Below are 19,282 nucleotides of genomic sequence, written 5' to 3' on the forward strand. Positions count from 1 at the left end.
TGGCTAAGAAGATGATATGACTACTGACTACTGATTACTGACCTACTGACTATCCTTTTTAAGCAATTAGCAAACAACAACTATGCAAGCCATCAACCCTACCAGCGTCGAAGTGAAACAGCTAATTACCAGTAACCCTTTGTTGACGATCGAAAATGTCTCTAAGGTTTATCCAACTCCGAAAGGCCCCTATACGGTTTTGGAAGCGATCGATTTGACGGTGTACGAGGGGGAGTTTGTGTGTGTGATCGGTCACTCTGGCTGCGGTAAATCAACGCTGCTGAACATGGTGGCTGGTTTCAATAAGCCGACGGAAGGCGAAGTGCGGTTGCGCGGTTCCCGCATTACCAAACCAGGGCCCGATCGCATGATGGTGTTCCAAAACTATGCCCTTTTGCCTTGGAAAAGCGCGTTTGACAACGTATACCTAGCCGTCAACTCAGCTTATCCGAACAAATCTAAGGCTCAGAAAAAGGCGATTGTCGATGAACACCTAGCTATGGTGGGGCTGACGGAAGCTGCGAATAAGCGCCCCAGCCAGCTGTCGGGGGGGATGAAGCAGCGAGTTGCGATCGCGCGCGCTTTAGCCATCCGCCCCGAAGTCTTGATTTTGGACGAACCGTTCGGCGCATTAGACGCCATCACCAAGGAAGAACTCCAAGAAGAACTCCTGCAAATTTGGCGCGAACATCGAGTCACCGTCCTGATGATTACCCACGACATCGACGAAGCGCTGTTTCTGTGCGATCGTCTAGTGATGATGACCAATGGCCCCCACGCTACGATTGGTGAAATTATGGATATTCCTTTTCCTCGTCCGCGCGATCGAGCTGCCATCATGGAAGATCCCCAATACTACGAACTCCGCAATCACGCCTTGGACTTCCTCTTCCGGCGCTTCGCCCATTTAGATTGACCAAACTAGGGGCATTAGGCATTGGGCATTGGGCATTGGGTCACTAATGACTAATGACTAATGTCAATCCCCCTGGGAAGTACGTTTGATGTACAAACAGCATTATTGATATGCACTGAATTCATATTTACCCCATTTTTGTAACTATCTATACGAATTAAGTCGCTTTATTCTCATAGGGTAGCTATATAGACAAATCCAGAGAGCAGATCGGGTGGATCAATACAGATGCGAAAGCCTGCAAGCGATCGAATCAAACTTGCTCAAACCAGACAAGGTTGTCATCCTCCGTTGATTATCTATCCCTCCAAAGGCAGATCTGTAAGATTAAGCTTTTGCTTTGTAGCAAAGTCTACCAATTTAATTGATTAAAATGTCTAATCTTACAGAAAAGAAATTCCAATCAATTACTCAGAAGATATGCTGCCTAAACCAGTGACTAGGGAATTTCAGATTTCAGATTTAAAATTTTAGATTTAAAAGTAAAGTTCTTCTATAAATCTAAAATCTTCCCTTTCTACTTAAATTTGAAATCAAAAATCAAAAATCTTCCCTTTCCCCAAATAAGGAGGGTTAATCAATGACCAGCACCGCCCCAGCAACAGCAACACAGAACAAATTTGAAAAATTCAAAGCCGAAAAAGACGGCCTAGCCGTAAAGGCAGAGCTAGAACACTTTGCCCAAATAGGTTGGGAGGCGATGGATGAAAATGACCGTGACTATCGCATGAAATGGATGGGTTTCTTCTATCGCGCAGTCACACCCGGCAAATTTATGATGCGGCTGCGGCTGCCCAACGGCATCTTAACCAGTACTCAAATGGGCGTGCTAGCTGAAATCGTGCAACGCTACTCAAAGGCTTCTGGATTTCAGCATGAAGGTAACGCCGATATCACCACCAGGCAGAACATCCAAATACGAGGCATCCAAATTGAAGATGTACCATATATCTTCAACCGTCTGCTAGAAGCTGGTTTAACTAGCATTCAGTCTGGCATGGACAATGTACGCAACATCACAGGTTCGCCAGTCGCCGGTATCGATGCAGATGAGTTGATCGATACGCGGGGCATAGCACGCAACCTGCAAGACATGATTACTAATAATGGGGAAGGTAATCCCGAATTCAGCAATTTACCCCGCAAGTTCAACATTGCAGTCGCTGGTTGTCGCGACAACTCAGTTCATGCCGAAATCAATGACATCGCCTTTATCCCTGCGTACAAGAATGAAAATTCTTCCTCATCTTCCCCCCGTAGCGGGGGGACGGAGGGGGGTAAAGTCATAGGTTTTAACGTCCTGGTTGGTGGCTTCTTCTCTGCCAAACGCTCCGATGCCGCCATTCCTCTTCATGCCTGGGTTGCACCCGAAGATGTTGTGCCAGTCAGCAGAGCTATTTTAGAACTTTATAGAGATCGAGGACTGCGGGCAAACCGACAAAAGTCGCGGCTGATGTGGCTCATTGATGAATTGGGTATAGAAAAGTTTCGATCTGAGGTCGAAAAATATCTGGGGCATCCTATGCAACCAGAAGCAGAAAAAGATGAAATCGAGTGGGAAAAGCGCGACCATATCGGCGTTTATCGTCAGAACCAATACGGCTTAAATTATGTTGGTTTGCACGTTCCCATCGGTCGGATGTACGCCCAGGATATGTTTGAACTGGCGAGATTGGCGGAAGTTTATGGCAGTGGAGAAATTCGTCTCACAGTCGAGCAAAATCTGATTATTCCCAATATTCCAGATACTCGCCTGAAACCTTTCTTAGCCGAACCTCTGCTGCAAAAGTTTTCCATCAATCCCGAACCTTTGCAGCGGGCTTTAGTTTCTTGCACCGGCGGTGAATTCTGCGGTTTCGCCCTGATTGAAACGAAAAATCGGGCGCTGGGGATAATTAAGGAACTGTCAGCAGAGTTATCCGTTGCCAAACCAGTGCGAATTCACTGGACTGGTTGTCCGAATTCCTGCGGTCAACCGCAAGTAGCTGACATCGGTTTGATGGGGACGAAGACGCGCAAGGATGGCAAAACCTTGGAGGGCGTTGACCTCTGGATGGGTGGCAAGGTGGGTAAGGATGCCAAGCTGGGTAGCTGTGTGCAAAAGGGTATCCCTTGCGATGATTTGAAGCCGATATTGCAGGATTTGTTAATCGAACAATTTGGTGCCAGACCAAAGACGGAAGAGGAAAAAGAAACTAACAATTCTGCCGCACGAATTCAAATTGAAGAGGTGTCTTTTGCTCCTTCTATAAGCACAGACGCGGCTTCTGTAAACGGCAAATCGGAAACATTTTCTCCTGTGCCTGAAGCGCCAGCCAAACCACCGGAAGTTTCCCAACCAGCGGTAATTTATTTTGCTAAATCGGGTAAGGAAATTAACTGCGACGGACAGCAATTCATTCTAGATATTGCCGAACGAGAAGGAGTTAATATTCCTAGCAGTTGTCGGTCGGGAACTTGCGGAACCTGCAAACAGAAGCTGCTGGAAGGTGAGGTGAAATATGAGGGAGAACCCGAAGCTCTCGAAGATAGCGATCGCGAACAAGGTTTGATTTTGACCTGCATCTCTCACCCGGTCGGACGGGTTGCGATCGATGCTTGAAAAAAAATGCTAATAGGTAATGGGATTCTTTTATCTCTACCGACTGCGGACTACCGACAATTTAGTTGTGTGTTTTATTAGGAAGGTTTTTCATGCTTTTAGAAATGTGGTCTTTAAAAGGGCGATTCAAAATATTGCACTTGACTTGGTTCGCCTTTTTTCTGACGTTTGTATGTTGGTTCAACTTCGCTCCTTTTGCAACAACAATTGGTAAGGAGTTAAATCTAGAAGATGCCCAAATTAAGACATTGCTGATCTGCAATCTTGCCTTGACGATTCCGGCGCGGATCATTATTGGTATGTTGCTAGATAAATTTGGCCCGCGCATCACTTACTCAATTTTGCTGATGTTTGCGGTTGTGCCATGTTTGGCTACAGCGATGTCTCAGAATTTCAGCCAATTAGTTATCAGCCGTCTGCTAATGGGCATTGTTGGCGCGGGATTTGTGGTTGGCATTCGCATGGTGTCTGAATGGTTTCCACCGAAAGACATTGGCATTGCGGAAGGTGTCTATGGTGGTTGGGGTAACTTCGGTGCATTTGGAGCCGAGTTCGCCCTGCCTACAATTGCACTTTCTGCAAGTTTCCTAGCAGGAGGCTCGACTAACTGGCGCTTAACGATCGCACTTACAGGCATCGTAGCCGCAATTTACGGCTGGATTTACTACAACAACGTGGAAGATACCCCTCCTGGTGTTGCTTACAGAAAGCCGAAGAGAAGTGGCGCGATCGAAGTCACTAGCGCCCGTAGCTATTACGCGATGCTCGTCTCGAATTTTGGGTTAATTTTTGCGCTATGCTTATTAGCTTGGCGGTTGGCTCAACCTAAAATTCACTTCCTCAACAACGAGGGATTGCTAATTGCCTGGTTCCTCTTAGGATGGCTATTTGTTTACCAAACTATCAAAGCTTGGCACGTAAACAAGGAAGTAGTAGAAGGTAAGAAAACTTACTCACCATCCGAACGTTATGAATTCCGTCAAGTCGCCATCCTAGAGATGTGCTACATAGTCACCTTTGGCTCGGAACTTGCTGCCGTTTCCATGCTGCCCGGATTCTTTGAAAAAACCTTTTCCCTAGAGCACGTCGTGGCAGGGATGATTGCCGCCTGCTATCCATTCTTGAACTTGGTTTCTCGTCCCAGTGGCGGTTTAATTTCTGATAAGTTGGGTAGCCGGAAGTGGACGATGACGATACTCGCTGGTTGCGTAGGCGTCGGCTATCTGATGGCTCACTTTATCAATGCTAGCTGGTCTATACCGATGGCGATGGCGATTACCATGTTCTGTGCCTACTTCGCTCAAGCAGGTTGCGGCTCTACATACGCGATCGTACCTCTAATCAAAAAGGAAATTACTGGACAAGTATCTGGAAATGTGGGAGCTTATGGCAACTTCGGCGGCGTGGTATTCTTGACAATTTTCAGCCTCACCGACGCTCCAACTCTTTTTACAACAATGGGTGTGTCAGCCTTGGTCTGCGCTTTCCTCTGTGCCTTCTTCCTGAAAGAACCGAAAGGCTCATTTGCCGCACACTATCAAGGCGAAGCCGAAGAAGTACAACTTGAAAAGGAAATTCCCACCCTTCCCAAATCAAGGCTGGCTTACGAACAAGAAAAAGAGTAGTCATTAGTCATTAGTCAGTAGTCAGCGGTCAGTAGTCAGTTGTTTAGTCATTGAACAATGAAGAATGAAAAATCAACAATGACCAATGACTAATGACCGATGACTAATGACCAATTTCCAATAACGGTGAAAATGCTATGACTGACTCAAGTAAAACACTTTGTCCATACTGTGGTGTAGGCTGTGGTTTGGAGGTATCGCCGCCAGCTGTAGCGGGTAAACCCGTGAATCGTGACTCTCAAGGGTATCCTATGTGGAAGGTGCAGGGCGATCGCGCACATCCCTCCAGTCAAGGTATGGTTTGCGTTAAAGGTGCGACGATCGCCGAATCCTTGAACAAAGACAGATTGCTTTATCCAATGATGCGCGAATCCCTCGATCGACCCTTCCGGCGAGTCACCTGGGATGAAGCCCTCAACGCAATAGTCAACCGCATTCAAACCGTTCGCTTCACCCAAGGGCCAGAAGCCGTATGTATATATGGTTCCGGTCAATTCCAAACAGAAGATTACTACATCGCCCAGAAACTGATGAAAGGGTGTCTGGGTATCAATAACTTTGATGCCAACTCCCGTCTGTGTATGTCATCGGCAGTTGCAGGCTATATTCAAAGTTTTGGCTCTGATGGGCCGCCCTGTTGTTACGACGATTTGGAACTGACAGATTGTGCTTTTTTAATCGGCACCAACACTGCTGAATGTCACCCAATTATCTTTAATCGACTGCGGAAACACCACAAAAAGAATAACGGCAAAGTCAAAATGATTGTGGTCGATCCGCGTCGGACTGCCACTGCTGAGGCAGCTGACCTGCATCTGGCAATCAAACCAGGTACGGACATCGATCTAATGAATGGCATGGCCCATCTGCTGATGCGCTGGGGTTATATTAATACGGTGTTTATTGACGAATGCACCAGCGGTTTTCCCGCCTATGCCGATGTAATTCGTCACTATCCGCCAGAGTTAGTAGCCCGGAAGTGCGGCATCAGAGTTAATGACTTGGAAACAGCAGCGCGTTACTGGGGTGAGTCCCAGCGAGTTCTGTCTATGTGGTCGATGGGGGTCAATCAATCCTCGGAAGGAACAGCGAAAGTCCGCACGATTATTAACCTGCACCTGATGACAGGTCAAATTGGCACGCCGGGAGCGGGGCCATTTTCCCTCACAGGTCAGCCGAATGCAATGGGGGGAAGAGAAGCTGGCGGTTTGGCCCACCTGCTACCGGGCTACCGCAGTGTGAAAAATGCCCAACATAGATCAGAAGTAGAAAAGTTTTGGGGACTGCCGGAAGGACGGATTTCGCCTACTGCGGGTCTTTCAGCGTGGGAGATGATTACCAGTTTAGAGGCTGGTGAAGTAGGCTTTTATTGGGTTGCAGCTACTAATCCAGCTGTGAGTATGCCGGATTTGGAACGCACGAAGAAGGCTTTGTTGCGATCGCCTTTTACAGTCTCTCAAGACGCTTACTACCCCACGGAAATGGCCGATTACTCTCACGTTCTCCTCCCAGCTGCCCAGTGGAGCGAAAAAACTGGCATTATGACTAATTCCGAACGGCGGGTGACTCTGTGTTCGGCGTTTCGCAATGCACCGGGAGAAGCAAGGGCAGATTGGGAAATCTTTGCTGAGGTGGGACGCCGTTTGGGCTTCGCAGAACAGTTTAAATTTACTAACTCCGCTGAAGTTTATGCAGAGTTTGTGCAACTGACTCGTGGGCGTCCCTGCGATATGACTGGGATAAGCCACGAGAGGCTGACAACTGAAGGCCCTCAGCAGTGGCCTTGTCCCGATGGCTTATCGGGTAATGAGTCTAGCTCATTCGGCGAAGCTATTGAAGGTGTTGGAGTTTTAGGTGTTGGCGAAACTCACGAAATTCAACCCCAAAAAGCCAAACCCAAAACCCAAGAAACTTCATCAAGGCTCTACACAGATTTAAGCTTCCATACCCCCGACGGACGCGCTCGCTTTGGTGCTTATCACTCGCGAGGGTTGGCGGAACCACCCGATCCGGACTATCCCTTTGTTCTAACTAATGGGCGTCTTTACGGTCATTGGCACACCCAAAGCCGGACAGGTAGGATTGAGAAAATCCGGCAAATGCACCCGAATCCCTTTATCGAAATACATCCCCGCGATGCCGGGAAGTTGGGGATTGAGGATGAAAGCTGGGTGGAAGTCCGCAGTCGTCGCGGTATGGCCCGATTCCCAGCCAAAGTCACGCAAGCGATCGCACCCGGAACAGTCTTTGTTCCCATGCACTGGGGCGCACTCTGGGCCGATCGGGCCGAAGCAAACGCCCTCACCCATCCAGAAGCTTGTCCTGACTCCCTAGAACCCGAACTAAAAGCCTGCGCCGTACAATTAGTGCCAATTACAGCCGATCGAGCCGCAACTGACACTTTGCTGCAAACCCCAAAATCTAGTATCCTCTCAGCATCACCTTCTTTATGAAATAGACCTAAAAAATGGGATTTTTGCGGGACGTATCCAGAAAAATCAGCCGCGCTGGCAAGGACGAGGAGTTTCTAGGCTTCATCAAAATTATCGAAACTCTTGTCTCCAAACTCCTCTCCTTAGCAATGATTGTTGTCATCCTCATTGCAGTTATCGATCTGGGAATCATTCTTGGCAAAGAATTAATATTTGACCGTTCAATCGGCAGATTTAATGATTTTTTGGTCGATCTTTTTGGGTTATTTCTAAATATATTGATTGCGCTGGAGATTTTAGAAAATATCACCGCTTACCTACGAAAGCACGTTATTCAAGTAGAATTAGTCATCGTTACTTCTTTAATTGCGGTAGCTCGGAAAATTATTATTCTTGACTTAGAAAAAATAGATGGTACAGAAATAATCGGTTTAGGTATCGCAATTATTGCTCTATCTATCAGTTACTGGATTGTTCGCCATATTAATAGTAAGTCGCATCATGAATAGATGCACTTTTATATCGTTTCCGGTTGTGTCTGAATCATTATGGCCGCAGAGGGGCAACCCCACCCCCAACCCCTCCCCGTCCCACGGGGAGGGGAGAAGGAGAGAGGGGAAGAGGGGAAAAACGAACAATTCCGACGCAGACGGATTTGATATTACTCCGTTCGCGCCACAAGATTATGTAGGGGCGAAGCATTGCGGAATAAACGTTTCGGTTTTGAGTTAAGATTAATCCCGCAATGCTTCGCCCGACCACTATACATAGTCTTCCATCGGGAAGGGAGTAAAATTTCAGATTTCCGATTTAAAATTTAGAAGGTAAAATTATCAATTCAAGCAGGAATTTGAAATCTGCAATCTGAAATTTTAAATTTCCCTCTTCACCAATCACCAATGCCCAATGAATGACTTCTTTCAATTCGAGGCAGATTTTGTTGATTCCTTGCGCTGCATCCCCATGCAGGTGCGCTTCAAATTAGATACCTGCGGCATCAAACTGAAATTGTCCCATTGGAATCACTTTAGTCAAGAGGAACGCCAAGATATAGTTGAGATGCCTTGCACCACCGCTGACGAAATTCAAGCTTATAAGCAATTTCTGCACCAGCTGGTTTTAGAACAGACTGGCACACCCGCAGACGAACTTCCTGTAGAATCTCACCCAGCTTGGATGGATAGCATAAATGTACCTTCTGTCCTTGAGGAGAAAGCCCAGGAATTTGGCGTGACGGTGACGCCGGAACAATGGGCAGATCTAACTCCTCTAAAGCGTTTTGCTTTAATTAAACTCAGCCGTCCCAGTCACGAAAATCTCAACTTTTTGCCAGCACTTCAGGAATTCCACCTGGCTTAGGCGTATAGTGTCGGATTGAGCGATCGCCAACATAGTAAACTGAGCATAGGTTGCAAAAAATTTTGTAGCCCATATAACAGATGGCTATGAGTTCCAAAACAGGCAAGGGTCGCCCAGCTGCCCAGCTGGGAAAAGCGCGATCGCTAGCCGAATCGCTTCAAGAATACTTGCGAGGCATAGTTGGTGGCATAATGTTCAGCCTGCCACTCATCTACACAATGGAAGTGTGGTGGGCTGGTTTTACCGAACATCCACTGCGGATTTTCCTTTACTTCCTCGCTACCTTTACCTTGCTACTGGGTTACAACCGCTACGCAGGTTTGCGGCGGGATGCCAGTCGCCTAGAGGTCGTAATCGATTCTGTGGAAGAGTTGGGACTGGGAATATTAGTTGCCACAGTCTTTCTCTGGCTGCTGGGGCGCATCACCTTTGACATGACTGCCGACGAAATTGTTGGGAAAATAGTTATCGAAGCAATGACGGTTGCCATTGGCGTCTCGGTGGGTACAGCGCAACTAGGCGGTGAAAATCCAGAAGAAGCTGATAGCGGTATGAAGGGCGATGGACAGCAAACGGGTTCCCCCAGTCCCGATCGAGAAGAGGTGAATTTCGGGGCGCAGGTGGTCATTTCTTTGTGCGGCGCGGTGCTATTTGCTGCCAACGTTGCACCGACAGAAGAGATTATTACGATCGCCATTGAAATCTCTTCAGAAAGATTGATTGGGCTAGTCTTGGTTTCAATGACTCTTGATGCCCTCATCCTTTTCTATAGCAACTTCGTCGGTGCGAAACAGTTTACTCGCAGCGAAAGTCTATTTACTAATGTTTCCGGCACGATTGTTACCTATGCTGTGGCACTGGTTGCCTCTGCGTCAATCCTGTGGTTTTTCGGGCGCTTTGACGGAGTTGCACCTATTACTTGGGTGGCCCAAACAGTTGTGCTGGCATTGCCTGCTACACTCGGTGCCTCTGCTGGAAGGCTTTTACTGCAAACATGAAAAATCTAGAAAAAAACTGGCTAGAGTGGGTTGTCTTTGCGGTTGGTTTGCTTCTTGTCGCTAGTACGCTGGGCTACCTGATTTACGATGCCGCCACCCTGGGTAACGCGCCGCCAGCGATCGAAGTTCGGCTTGGCGAACCGCAGCCAATCATGCAACACTTTATCGTTCCCGTTTCCGTTACCAATCACGGAGATCTAACAGCCGAAGGCGTTCAGATTGAAGTTGTCCTGGAAAGCAGCAACAAAGAACAAGAGAGTGCTGAGTTTGAAATTGCATTTCTGCCTCGTGGCGCTACGAGAGAAGGCTGGGTTAATTTTGAAACAGACCCTCGCACCGCCCGCATGAAAGCACGCGCACTCGGTTATGAAAAACCGTAATATCAAATTCGTGCTATTGGCAGAAATGATGATGATCTAACAGTTCTTTAGGGTCAAATATGCGGTCGTAGTAGCACAGCTAATTAAAATATTGGTATAACCGACATATTGATGACGCCGTGCCCCTACAAAATGTTAATTTTGAATATTAGCATAATAATTCTGAAAGACCCGTATTTATGAGACTGAATCAAAAAGCATATTACGAAACTAAACTTGGTGCTGCCTATCTTGGCGATAGCTTAAATTTGCTGCAACAAGTTCCAGATGAAAGTATTGATTTAATCTGCACATCGCCGCCTTTTGCTCTCCTGCGAAAGAAAGAGTATGGCAATGTTGACGCTGAAGACTATATTGAATGGTTTGAACCATTTGCCAAACAATTTCACCGCATTCTTAAGCCCAAAGGGTCGCTTGTTATCGATATTGGCGGTAGCTGGATCAAGGGTTATCCGGCCCGATCGCTATATCACTTCGAGCTTGTTATTAAACTTTGCAAACCCCCCGAAAAAGGCGGTCTTGGTTTCTACTTAGCACAAGAATTGTACTGGTATAATCCAGCCAAACTTCCTACCCCTGCCGAGTGGGTCACAGTCAGAAGAGAAAGAGTTAAAGATGCCGTCAATACCGTCTGGTGGCTAGCAAAAAATCCCCATCCAAAAGCGAATAACAGAAGAGTTTTGAAACCCTACAGCGAAGCCATGCAGAATCTTCTTAAAAATGGTTACACTGCAAGACTAAGACCATCAGGACACGATATTTCCAAAAAGTTTAATAATGACAGAGGTGGCGCAATACCACCTAATCTTATCGATGGCAGAGATGAAGGAGACTCGACACAAATGGGAGATCCAGTCTTGACTTATCCAAATGGCACAAATCTAAGCGATTTGGTACAGCCAGTAAACGTAATTTCAGCATCAAACACATCATCAAATGATTACTATCAAAGAAGATGTAAAGAAAAAGGATTTAAACCACATCCCGCCAGATTTCCGCCAGCTTTACCTGAGTTTATCATCAATTTATGTACCGAACCTGGCGATTTAGTGCTAGAACCTTTTGCAGGTTCAAATATGACGGGTCGTCTCGCAGAAACTATGCAGAGAAAATGGTTAGCTTTTGAAATTGACAAAAACTATATCGAAGCTTCCCAAATCAGATTTGAAGAGAATGCTTGTCTTGGTGTTGAAGGGTAAATTATTAATTGCGATCGACAACAATATGAGTGATCTCGTCAAATTGTCTGTTGTCATCGTTGGTTAAAATTTTACCACAGACTTCGGCGCTCGCAGAAGTCACAGATGAACACAGATAAGAATAAGAAGACGAATTTTCTAGGTAACCGATGCGTAAGGATATGATATTACAGGGTAGGGTGCGTTGCAACGCACCCTGCTTTAATCTGTCGCTAGATGATGGTGAAATCAGCACTTGTGAGAGGAGTTTGTACTCCTATCAGAGATGCTAAAAGTTGATTTTGGAAACTAATTTCAGATCCATTAGTGCCAGGAGTAATTGTGAGTTGATTAAAGGTCAAATCTCCGGTTAAACCTACTAAATCTTGACCGCTAACGAAGTCGGTAATGATGTCTTCTCCCACGTTAAGTGATACCACAAATGTATCTTTGCCAATACCGCCGTTGAGGATATCTTTACCGGAACCGCCGTTTAGCAAGTCGTCTCCGCTACCGCCGCGAAGAATATCATCGCCACTTAGTCCGGTGAGGGTGTCGTTTCCACCTTGACCGTTGATGATATCATTTGAGTTACTGTAGCCGGAAGTGTTGTTATCTAAATCGTTGAGGAAAGTAGCGACGTTTTTGTGGTAAACCAGGGTAACTATTTCGTCGGCGTTCATGATGTCGAAAGTATCGCTTTGTTGGATAGTTTCATCTCCATCAAAGAGAAGGTTGCTGATATCGATCGAAGCGCCTTTGGAGGTGAGGAGATTATCCAGGTTTTCGAGGGTAAAGTTTCCCAGGATAATTTTGGTGTTGTCAATTCCATCGAAACTGATAGCTAGGTCTGTTCCCTCCTGAGTCAAAATCATGTTTTTGGCAATTAACCCAGCGCCGACAAATTTCAGGGTATCAACTTCGGCAATAACTTGATTAGAAGGAGTTTTGCCTTTACCAACGCCACCAAAATCGGTAATTAAATCGATGCCATCGCCAGCTTTAATGACAAACAAATCCTGATTTCCGCCGCCTGTGAGGGTGTCGTTTCCGGTGTCGCCTGAAATCGTGTCGTTGCCGATACCACCGTGCAGCGAGTCGTCGCCAGCATTACCGTTGAGACGATCGGCCCCTTTTTCTCCTACTAGAATATCATTGCCAGCATCGCCTTTGAGGTAATCATTGCCAGTGCCACCCAAAAGTGAGTCGTTGCCTTCGCCACCGCGCAAAGTATCGTTACCGCTTAAACCGCTGAGGGTATCGTTACCACCTTGACCGTTGATAATATCCTGGGAGTTATCGAAACCTTTAGTGTTATTATCCAAATCGTTGAGGAAGGTAGCGACATCTTTGTGGTTAACTTCGATCGGTTGCGTTTCGGCATTGATGACATCGAAAGTATCGCTATCTTCGAGGTTCTCATCTCCATCAAAGAAGATGTTACTGACATCTACGGCAGAACCTTTGGAAATGAGAAGGTTATCGATGTTTTCGAGAGCAAAGTTTTGCAGGATAACTTTGTTATTATCGATATTCTCGAAGGTAATCGCTAAATCTGTTCCGACTTGAGTCAGAAGCATATTTTGAGAAGATAGTCCGGTGCCGATAAATTTGATCGTATCGACTTCGGCGATAATTTCAGGTAGGGGAGATCGACCTCGACCGACTCCACCGAAATCGGTAATTATATCGGTGTTGTCGCCAAGTTTAACGATAAACCAATCTCGATCGCCTCCACCAGTGAAAGTATCATCTCCAGTGTTTCCTGTGATGGTATCGTCTTCCGTACCGCCGTGAATGGTGTCCGCACCTTCGCCACCGTCGATGCTGTCTCGTCCGGTTTGACCTAAGATGGTGTCGTTGCCTTCCTCACCGAAAATACGATCGCTTCCTCGTCCGGCATCTATATAATCATCGCCAGTACGACCGTAAATGGTATCTTTGTCTTCATCACCAAAAATGCGATCGCTTCCTTCTCCTCCATCTATATAATCATCTCCAGTTCCAGCGACGATCGTATCCGCATCATTACCGCCAGTTACGGTATCTTTTCCGTCGCCAGCGTCGATAGAGTCGTTGCCTAAACCGCCATCCAAAGTGTCATCGCCAGTTTGTCCCAGCAGAGTATCATCCCCATCGCCACCGCTGAGAGTATCGTTACCGTCGCCAGCGTTGAGAGTGTCGTTACCTGCTTGTCCGAAAAGTTGATCGTCGCCTTCTGCTGCATCGAGAGTATCGTTTCCAAAACCCCCATCCAGCGAGTCATTTCCCATTCGTCCGAAGAGGATATCTTCGTTATCGCCACCGCTGAGAGTGTCGTTTCCGTCCCCAGCATCTAGGGTGTCGTTACCAGTTTGTCCGAAAAGTTTGTCGTTACCTTCTGCGGCGTCGAGAGAGTCGTTACCTGCGCCGCCATCCAGCGAGTCGCTACCACTGCGACCGTATAAAATATCATCGTCGTCGCCACCGCTGAGGGTGTCTTTTCCGTCGCCAGCATCCAGGGTGTCGTTACCTGTTTGACCGAAAAGTTGGTCGTCTCCTTCCGCCGCGTCGAGAGAGTCATTACCAGAACCGCCATCCAAAGAGTCGTTTCCAGTGCGTCCGTAGAGGATATCCTCGTTGTCGCCACCACCGAGAGTGTCGTTACCGTCGCCAGCGTCGAGGGTATCGTTGCCTGCTTGACCGGAAAGTTGGTCATCTCCTTCTGCGCCATCAAGAGTGTCGTTACCTGCGCCACCATCAATGATGTCGTTTCCGCTGTTACCGTAGAGGGTGTCTTCGCCATCTGCGCCGTAAATTACATCGTTATTTGCTTCGCCGTAGATTAAATCGCTGCTACCGCGACCGTCGATCGTGTCGTTACCTTTGCCGCCTGTGATAGTGTTGGCAATATCATCGGCGTAGATGCGATCGTTGAAATTGGAACCAACGACATTTTCGATTTGTGCGATACTATCTTTCGCTTGGAAACCGTCATTAGCGAAACCTTCTTTCAGGTCAACATAAACCGCACTAGCATCGCGACGGAAACTGATAACATCTATTCCATCTTGTCCATCGTAAATATCTTTACCTTCCGTACTGATGATCAGGTCATCCCCTGCACCTGCCTGGATGTGGTTATCGGGACTATTGCCAATTAAAGTATCGTTAAAGGCAGAACCGATAATATTTCCCAAGCTAATCAGTTTATCGACAGTTCCAAATCCATCCAGTCCCGTACCAGGTGCGATGTCAAAGTTAACTTCCAGGTCAAATTCACCAGCATTCGCTTGATTGTTGTAGCTGAGATCGTCGATATTGACTAAAACGCCGCTGGGAGCGATGCTGTAATCGACGGTATCAATACCTGCACCACCATCGATCGTGTCGTAACCGCTTTCTGCAACAATGAAGTCTTGACCGTCGCCACCCAAGATTTCATCAGCACCATCACCACCTCTGAGGATATCTTCGCCTTCGTCTCCAGCAACCTTGTCATCCCCTGCATCCCCATAAATGGTGTCGCCTTCGGTTCCGCCTAAAATGTTGTCGTTGCCTGTACCGCCACTGATGAAGTCGTAACCTGCTTCTCCATAAAGTGTGTCGTTACCAGCATCTCCCCAAATTTCATCATCACCATAACCACTGTCGCCCCAAACAATGTCATCACCACCACCAGAATGAATGATATCTTTCTCACTACCGCCTCGGATATAGTCGTTATAACCTGTGTCTGGGTTGCCTTCTAAGTCACCCCAAATGATATCAATTCCTTGATTGCCATAAATGCGATCGGCCCCAAGTCCGCCAATTAGAATGTCGTTGCCAAACTCTCCATATAACCAATCTTCTCCCCCTTGCCCATCTATCCGATCATTTCCAAAACCACCAGTAATTTTATTGCTTCCTTGGTCGCCTGTAATTTTGTCACCAGTTCCTTTGGAATCAGAGCCAACTACATTAGATATCCCAATGAGGGCGTCGGTATTTCCCCAACCATCAATAGCTTGACCTGTTAATAGGTTAACTGAAACACCTGAAGGATCGAGACGGTAGCTGACAGTGTTAACACCTTCTCCACCATCAAGGATATCGTTGCCAGCATTTCCGATTAGAAAATCATCTCCACCAAAGGCTTCAATCTTATTCCCAAGGGCATTTCCAATAAGGACATCATTATTTGGGCTAGCAAGAATATTCTCGATGTTTCTTAAATCGTCAACAAATCCAAAACCATCTTGTGCTTGTCCAGCATCAATAAAAAATGAAGGAGATAAATCTAGATAATATCCGATTGGATTATATTTTGAATCGACAGAAAAAAGTTTTCTTTGATTTTTTCCATCTGAATATGAGGCAGATTCATCAATGTTGACGACTACGCCATTTGGCGATCCAGTATATTTAACTGTATCAATACCTGTTTCTCCGTCAATATAATCATCTCCTCCCCAACCGTGAAGAATATCATTGCCTTTACCGCCATAGAGATAGTCTTTTGCATTGTCTTCATTACCACCATCTAGGTAGTCATTGCCATCTTCTCCGAATAAGCGATCGCTATCGTTTTGCCCATATAAATTATTTACATCGTCGCCACTATTATCTGTATCCCATCCTCCGTAAAGCCAATCTTCTCCAGTACCGCCCCAAAGATCATCGCTACCGTCTTCACCTCGAAGGTCGTCATTTCCTCCCCAACCATATAGGATGTCATTATCAGATCCCCCATATAGAAAGTCTGCTGAATCGTCCTCATTACCACCATCTAGGTAGTCACTGCCACCTTCTCCGAATAGATGATCGCTGCCACGTTGTCCATATAAATCATCTTTATCTTCACCACCATTAAGTACATCGTTGCCATCACCACCATAAAGCTTATCGTTACCTTTACCTCCTTGAAGCTCATCATCATACAAATACCCTGTTAGCTTATCGTTGCCTGTGCCTCCGACAAGGAAATAGCGTTTCGAAGAAAGCTTTTTATCTTCTGTTTTCGGTAATCCAAACCAACCAGAACCTAATACCTTAACTTTGTAGTCGGATTTGTCAAGATCATCATTTTCTTCAGGTTTGCCATAAATAACGTTCATTCCATCACGCATATATGACAAAAACGAATCTTTAGATATCTCATCTAAGTAATTCGTCTTTTTCATTTCATCTAGTAATGCTGGTATATCTATACCACCGTTAATATCAACTTTGCTTTCTTGATTTTGATGGTTTAAGTAATCTTGCTTACTGTAGCTTGTATACGGAGTTCCTTCACCCTTAGCTGATTCATCAAGCTTTGTTGGATTGTTTAAGTTAGGAAAAAATTTAATCCGAACTGTGCCACGCGCAAGATTATATGGGTCGAAGATATCTTTAAAAATATTATTAGCCTGTTGGGCTATAGGATTAGAACTCTCAAAATCAAAATTATCAACAAAAGCTCTTACCTCAAAGTTATCAATTCTTTTATCGCCAGATTCAGACACATAAAAGATTGCATCAGTCAAGTCAATCTTAAATTCTCCTGTGCCAAAAATGAAAGCGCGATCAGCATATTTGTTATTACCTGTATCTGTTTTATATTGGGAGATAGTGATGTTAATATCTTTTTTTTCATCAAAACCGTCCCATCCTAAAAATGCGCCTAGTTTATTTTGTATCTTGGTATAGCTATACTCACCAGGCTCAATATCTCTAGTAAAGAATTTGTCAATAACAGGAAACAGTGATGGATAAGCATACTGACCGCCACCATTAGTCATGTAATCTTTCATGTCATAAGTGATAAAGACATCCTCTTTAGGATTATTAGTTCTGATGTGTTCGTTATAGTCTGTTTGCGAAGGATCATTGGTTCCGAATACCAAAAGCTTAGTAATTTCAGTAGCAGTCAGAGGATTATTGCCTACAGAAGAGTAAACTTCAGACTGTTTAAATGGCAAGGAATTTTCCACACTAACTAGCTTACCATCTAAAGTCAAAACAACTGAATCATTCTCACTGTTGATTGCCTGGATTTGTGAACTACTCAACTCAAACCCTTGCACTAAATTAGAAAAGTATTCCCCTTCATCCCCCGGAGTATCATCAGTATTAATATGCCAATCTACATAATGCCCAATTTCTTCAATTAAAACTGCACTAATCGCTTGAGGATTACTCGCATACTTACTCAAGAAATCTTGAGAAAAATAAATTGTATTCGTTGACCCCGCATAGACAGCATTTGCCCCTTGTAACTCTGCACCAGTGCGAATCTCAATTGCCGGAAGTGATGCAAAATTGCCACTAAGCCACTGCTGACGTAAATTTTCCAACTTAGTAGCATCAAAACTTTCACCAAAAGCAGTTTTAATTTTGCTCAGAAAATCTTCACTACCAGCAAAGCTATTTAATGTGCTGTAAGCATTCTCAACTGCATCTTTAACTAAAGAATTTGTTACTTGATTAGCAGAATTGGAAGTAAACATGGTTTTCTCCTTCAATATTTGATGTTGCAATTGACTGAATTAGCTATTTTGTGTTTTTGTCAGATTTCAAGCACGCTAAATCCCCTGGCAATCACCTTGCCAAAGTCTAAAGCTGCAAAAGTTTCAGCGAACTATTCTTAAAATACGATCGTTCCCTCAAATCCCAATTTCAGGTATCTGGGAAAGTTCGATCGCACCACACCCAACTAGAATCTCCCTTCATCCCGATTTCCTCCTTTGCTCAGTATTTGCCTCTAACTCTCTATCTGTGTGAACTGGTGCGTTTTATGCGGAAACCACGTATTCGTAACAAAGCTTTACAAATAAACCGTGAAGAATCAGCATAAACACGGTGTTGAGGGCAGTTGGGGGATCTGAGCCGAAAGCTCGATCGCACTGCTTCTCTTTAATCGAAGTAATTCAACACCACTTTCACGTAATTCAGTGGATTTAATGAACTTTTGATGAACCTTGACGATGCTTTTATTAAGCTTACGTGAATTTAACGATATCAGAAACAAATAGCTAATAATCAACTAATTTAATTAGCTAAATCATTAGCAAATTCATTACAATATAGGAAAGCGAAATCTGCATGAATCAGGGATGCTACCTACCACAGACAAAACAGAGGCAGTATTCAGCGAAGCCTCGACAAACTGGAACTTAGAAAAGCTGTATAGCGACTTAGCTTGTGCCGAAAGAAAGAGCCTAACTCCTCTTGAAAAGACCTTTCTGAGAGGATTACTTTGCGGTTACACTCCTGCTGAAATATCTGAGAGAGTCTATAGAAAGCGAGATGCTAATTCAGTTAGAGTTTCCTTATCGAGAGGACTGTATAGATATATCGAAAAACTACTCGATCGGCCAAATAACACAACTATCAAACTCAGCGGCAAGTGTATCCCTCACTTACTAAAAGAAGCAGGATATAAACTTCTACTCGCTGCTGCTACTCAACCAAATTATCCTTTAGTAGAACCAAATCCAACACAGACAGATTTAGTCGCAAGCGCTACTAAATACGAACACTGGGACGATGCGATCGATGTCGATAGAATTTCTGAGTTTTTAAACCAAGATAAGGTAATCCTTGGTAAAACTCACGAATTTTTAGACCAAGAGTTTAATCGCTTGTCAAATTTAGAAAAGAAACTAATGTACTGGCTAATACTTGAGCGTAATCCTGGGTTACTAGCAGAAATGCCAGACAGAGTATTATCATTGATATCGCAACAGGAATTTATAGAAGCTGTGGAATCTGGCTCTTCCGTACTTAGTGTGCTAAAATGTTATAATAGCGCCGAACAATAGGACATTCGGAATTAATTATGAAAAGA

General features: G+C 45.2%; 11 protein-coding genes. 10 read left to right on the plus strand and 1 reads right to left on the minus strand.

Annotated elements, in window-relative coordinates; genetic code table 11:
• Positions 1-82: 82 nt before the first annotated feature.
• The 9 genes from LAY41_RS21810 to LAY41_RS21850 all read left to right on the plus strand — a co-directional run bounded on the left by LAY41_RS21810 (position 83) and on the right by LAY41_RS21850 (position 11,511).
• Positions 83-916 carry an ABC transporter ATP-binding protein gene (locus tag LAY41_RS21810; protein WP_249102875.1) on the plus strand — a complete coding sequence of 278 codons (834 nt, stop codon included), beginning with the start codon at positions 83-85 and terminating at the stop codon, positions 914-916.
• 580 nt (positions 917-1,496) lie between these two features.
• Positions 1,497-3,518 (plus strand): ferredoxin--nitrite reductase, encoded by a 2,022-nt coding sequence (locus LAY41_RS21815; protein ID WP_249102876.1) that lies wholly within the window; start codon positions 1,497-1,499, stop codon positions 3,516-3,518.
• A 92-nt stretch (positions 3,519-3,610) separates the two neighbouring features.
• Positions 3,611-5,143, plus strand: a complete 1,533-nt coding sequence (locus LAY41_RS21820; protein ID WP_249102877.1) for a NarK family nitrate/nitrite MFS transporter — start codon at positions 3,611-3,613, stop codon at positions 5,141-5,143.
• Positions 5,144-5,280: 137 nt separating this feature from the next.
• A complete protein-coding gene (locus LAY41_RS21825; RefSeq protein WP_249102878.1) occupies positions 5,281-7,596 on the plus strand; it encodes a molybdopterin oxidoreductase family protein in 2,316 nt (771 codons plus the stop codon).
• A gap of 14 nt (positions 7,597-7,610) precedes the next feature.
• Positions 7,611-8,084, plus strand: coding sequence for a phosphate-starvation-inducible PsiE family protein (locus tag LAY41_RS21830; protein WP_249102879.1), 474 nt, complete (start codon positions 7,611-7,613; stop codon positions 8,082-8,084).
• Positions 8,085-8,481: 397 nt separating this feature from the next.
• The gene (locus LAY41_RS21835) at positions 8,482-8,934 is read left to right on the plus strand and encodes a nitrate reductase associated protein (RefSeq protein WP_249102880.1); all 453 of its coding nucleotides are present in this window, start codon (positions 8,482-8,484) and stop codon (positions 8,932-8,934) included.
• Positions 8,935-9,020: 86 nt separating this feature from the next.
• Positions 9,021-9,932 carry a TIGR02587 family membrane protein gene (locus LAY41_RS21840; RefSeq protein ID WP_249102881.1) on the plus strand — a complete coding sequence of 304 codons (912 nt, stop codon included), beginning with the start codon at positions 9,021-9,023 and terminating at the stop codon, positions 9,930-9,932.
• Complete coding sequence (locus tag LAY41_RS21845) at positions 9,929-10,312, plus strand: hypothetical protein (protein WP_249102882.1); 384 nt, start codon at positions 9,929-9,931, stop codon at positions 10,310-10,312. Before LAY41_RS21840 ends, LAY41_RS21845 begins: the two co-directional genes overlap by 4 nt.
• Positions 10,313-10,491: 179 nt before the next feature.
• The gene (locus LAY41_RS21850; protein ID WP_249102883.1) at positions 10,492-11,511 is read left to right on the plus strand and encodes a DNA-methyltransferase; all 1,020 of its coding nucleotides are present in this window, start codon (positions 10,492-10,494) and stop codon (positions 11,509-11,511) included.
• Between the two features lie 212 nt (positions 11,512-11,723).
• Here the strand turns inward: LAY41_RS21850 and LAY41_RS21855 are convergent, their stop codons facing one another.
• Positions 11,724-17,942 (minus strand): calcium-binding protein, encoded by a 6,219-nt coding sequence (locus LAY41_RS21855; protein ID WP_249102884.1) that lies wholly within the window; start codon positions 17,940-17,942, stop codon positions 11,724-11,726.
• Between the two features lie 606 nt (positions 17,943-18,548).
• On the opposite strand from LAY41_RS21855, the gene LAY41_RS21860 reads away from it, so the two are divergent.
• A complete protein-coding gene (locus tag LAY41_RS21860; RefSeq protein WP_249102886.1) occupies positions 18,549-19,256 on the plus strand; it encodes a hypothetical protein in 708 nt (235 codons plus the stop codon).
• Positions 19,257-19,282 lie beyond the last annotated feature (26 nt).

Origin of the sequence: Argonema galeatum A003/A1, from assembly GCF_023333595.1 — a bacterium.
Classification (GTDB): domain Bacteria; phylum Cyanobacteriota; class Cyanobacteriia; order Cyanobacteriales; family Aerosakkonemataceae; genus Argonema; species Argonema galeatum.

What these genes read in the sequence shown, in the direction of transcription:
- LAY41_RS21820 (WP_249102877.1), top strand. Translation starts at nt 3,611, where the DNA reads ATGCTTTTAGAAATGTGGTCTTTAAAAGGGCGATTCAAAATATTGCAC.
- LAY41_RS21815 (WP_249102876.1), top strand. Translation starts at nt 1,497, where the DNA reads ATGACCAGCACCGCCCCAGCAACAGCAACACAGAACAAATTTGAAAAA.
- LAY41_RS21850 (WP_249102883.1), top strand. Translation starts at nt 10,492, where the DNA reads ATGAGACTGAATCAAAAAGCATATTACGAAACTAAACTTGGTGCTGCC.
- LAY41_RS21860 (WP_249102886.1), top strand. Translation starts at nt 18,549, where the DNA reads ATGCTACCTACCACAGACAAAACAGAGGCAGTATTCAGCGAAGCCTCG.
- LAY41_RS21840 (WP_249102881.1), top strand. Translation starts at nt 9,021, where the DNA reads ATGAGTTCCAAAACAGGCAAGGGTCGCCCAGCTGCCCAGCTGGGAAAA.
- LAY41_RS21825 (WP_249102878.1), top strand. Translation starts at nt 5,281, where the DNA reads ATGACTGACTCAAGTAAAACACTTTGTCCATACTGTGGTGTAGGCTGT.
- LAY41_RS21855 (WP_249102884.1), bottom strand. Translation starts at nt 17,942, where the DNA reads ATGTTTACTTCCAATTCTGCTAATCAAGTAACAAATTCTTTAGTTAAA.
- LAY41_RS21845 (WP_249102882.1), top strand. Translation starts at nt 9,929, where the DNA reads ATGAAAAATCTAGAAAAAAACTGGCTAGAGTGGGTTGTCTTTGCGGTT.
- LAY41_RS21835 (WP_249102880.1), top strand. Translation starts at nt 8,482, where the DNA reads ATGAATGACTTCTTTCAATTCGAGGCAGATTTTGTTGATTCCTTGCGC.
- LAY41_RS21810 (WP_249102875.1), top strand. Translation starts at nt 83, where the DNA reads ATGCAAGCCATCAACCCTACCAGCGTCGAAGTGAAACAGCTAATTACC.
- LAY41_RS21830 (WP_249102879.1), top strand. Translation starts at nt 7,611, where the DNA reads ATGGGATTTTTGCGGGACGTATCCAGAAAAATCAGCCGCGCTGGCAAG.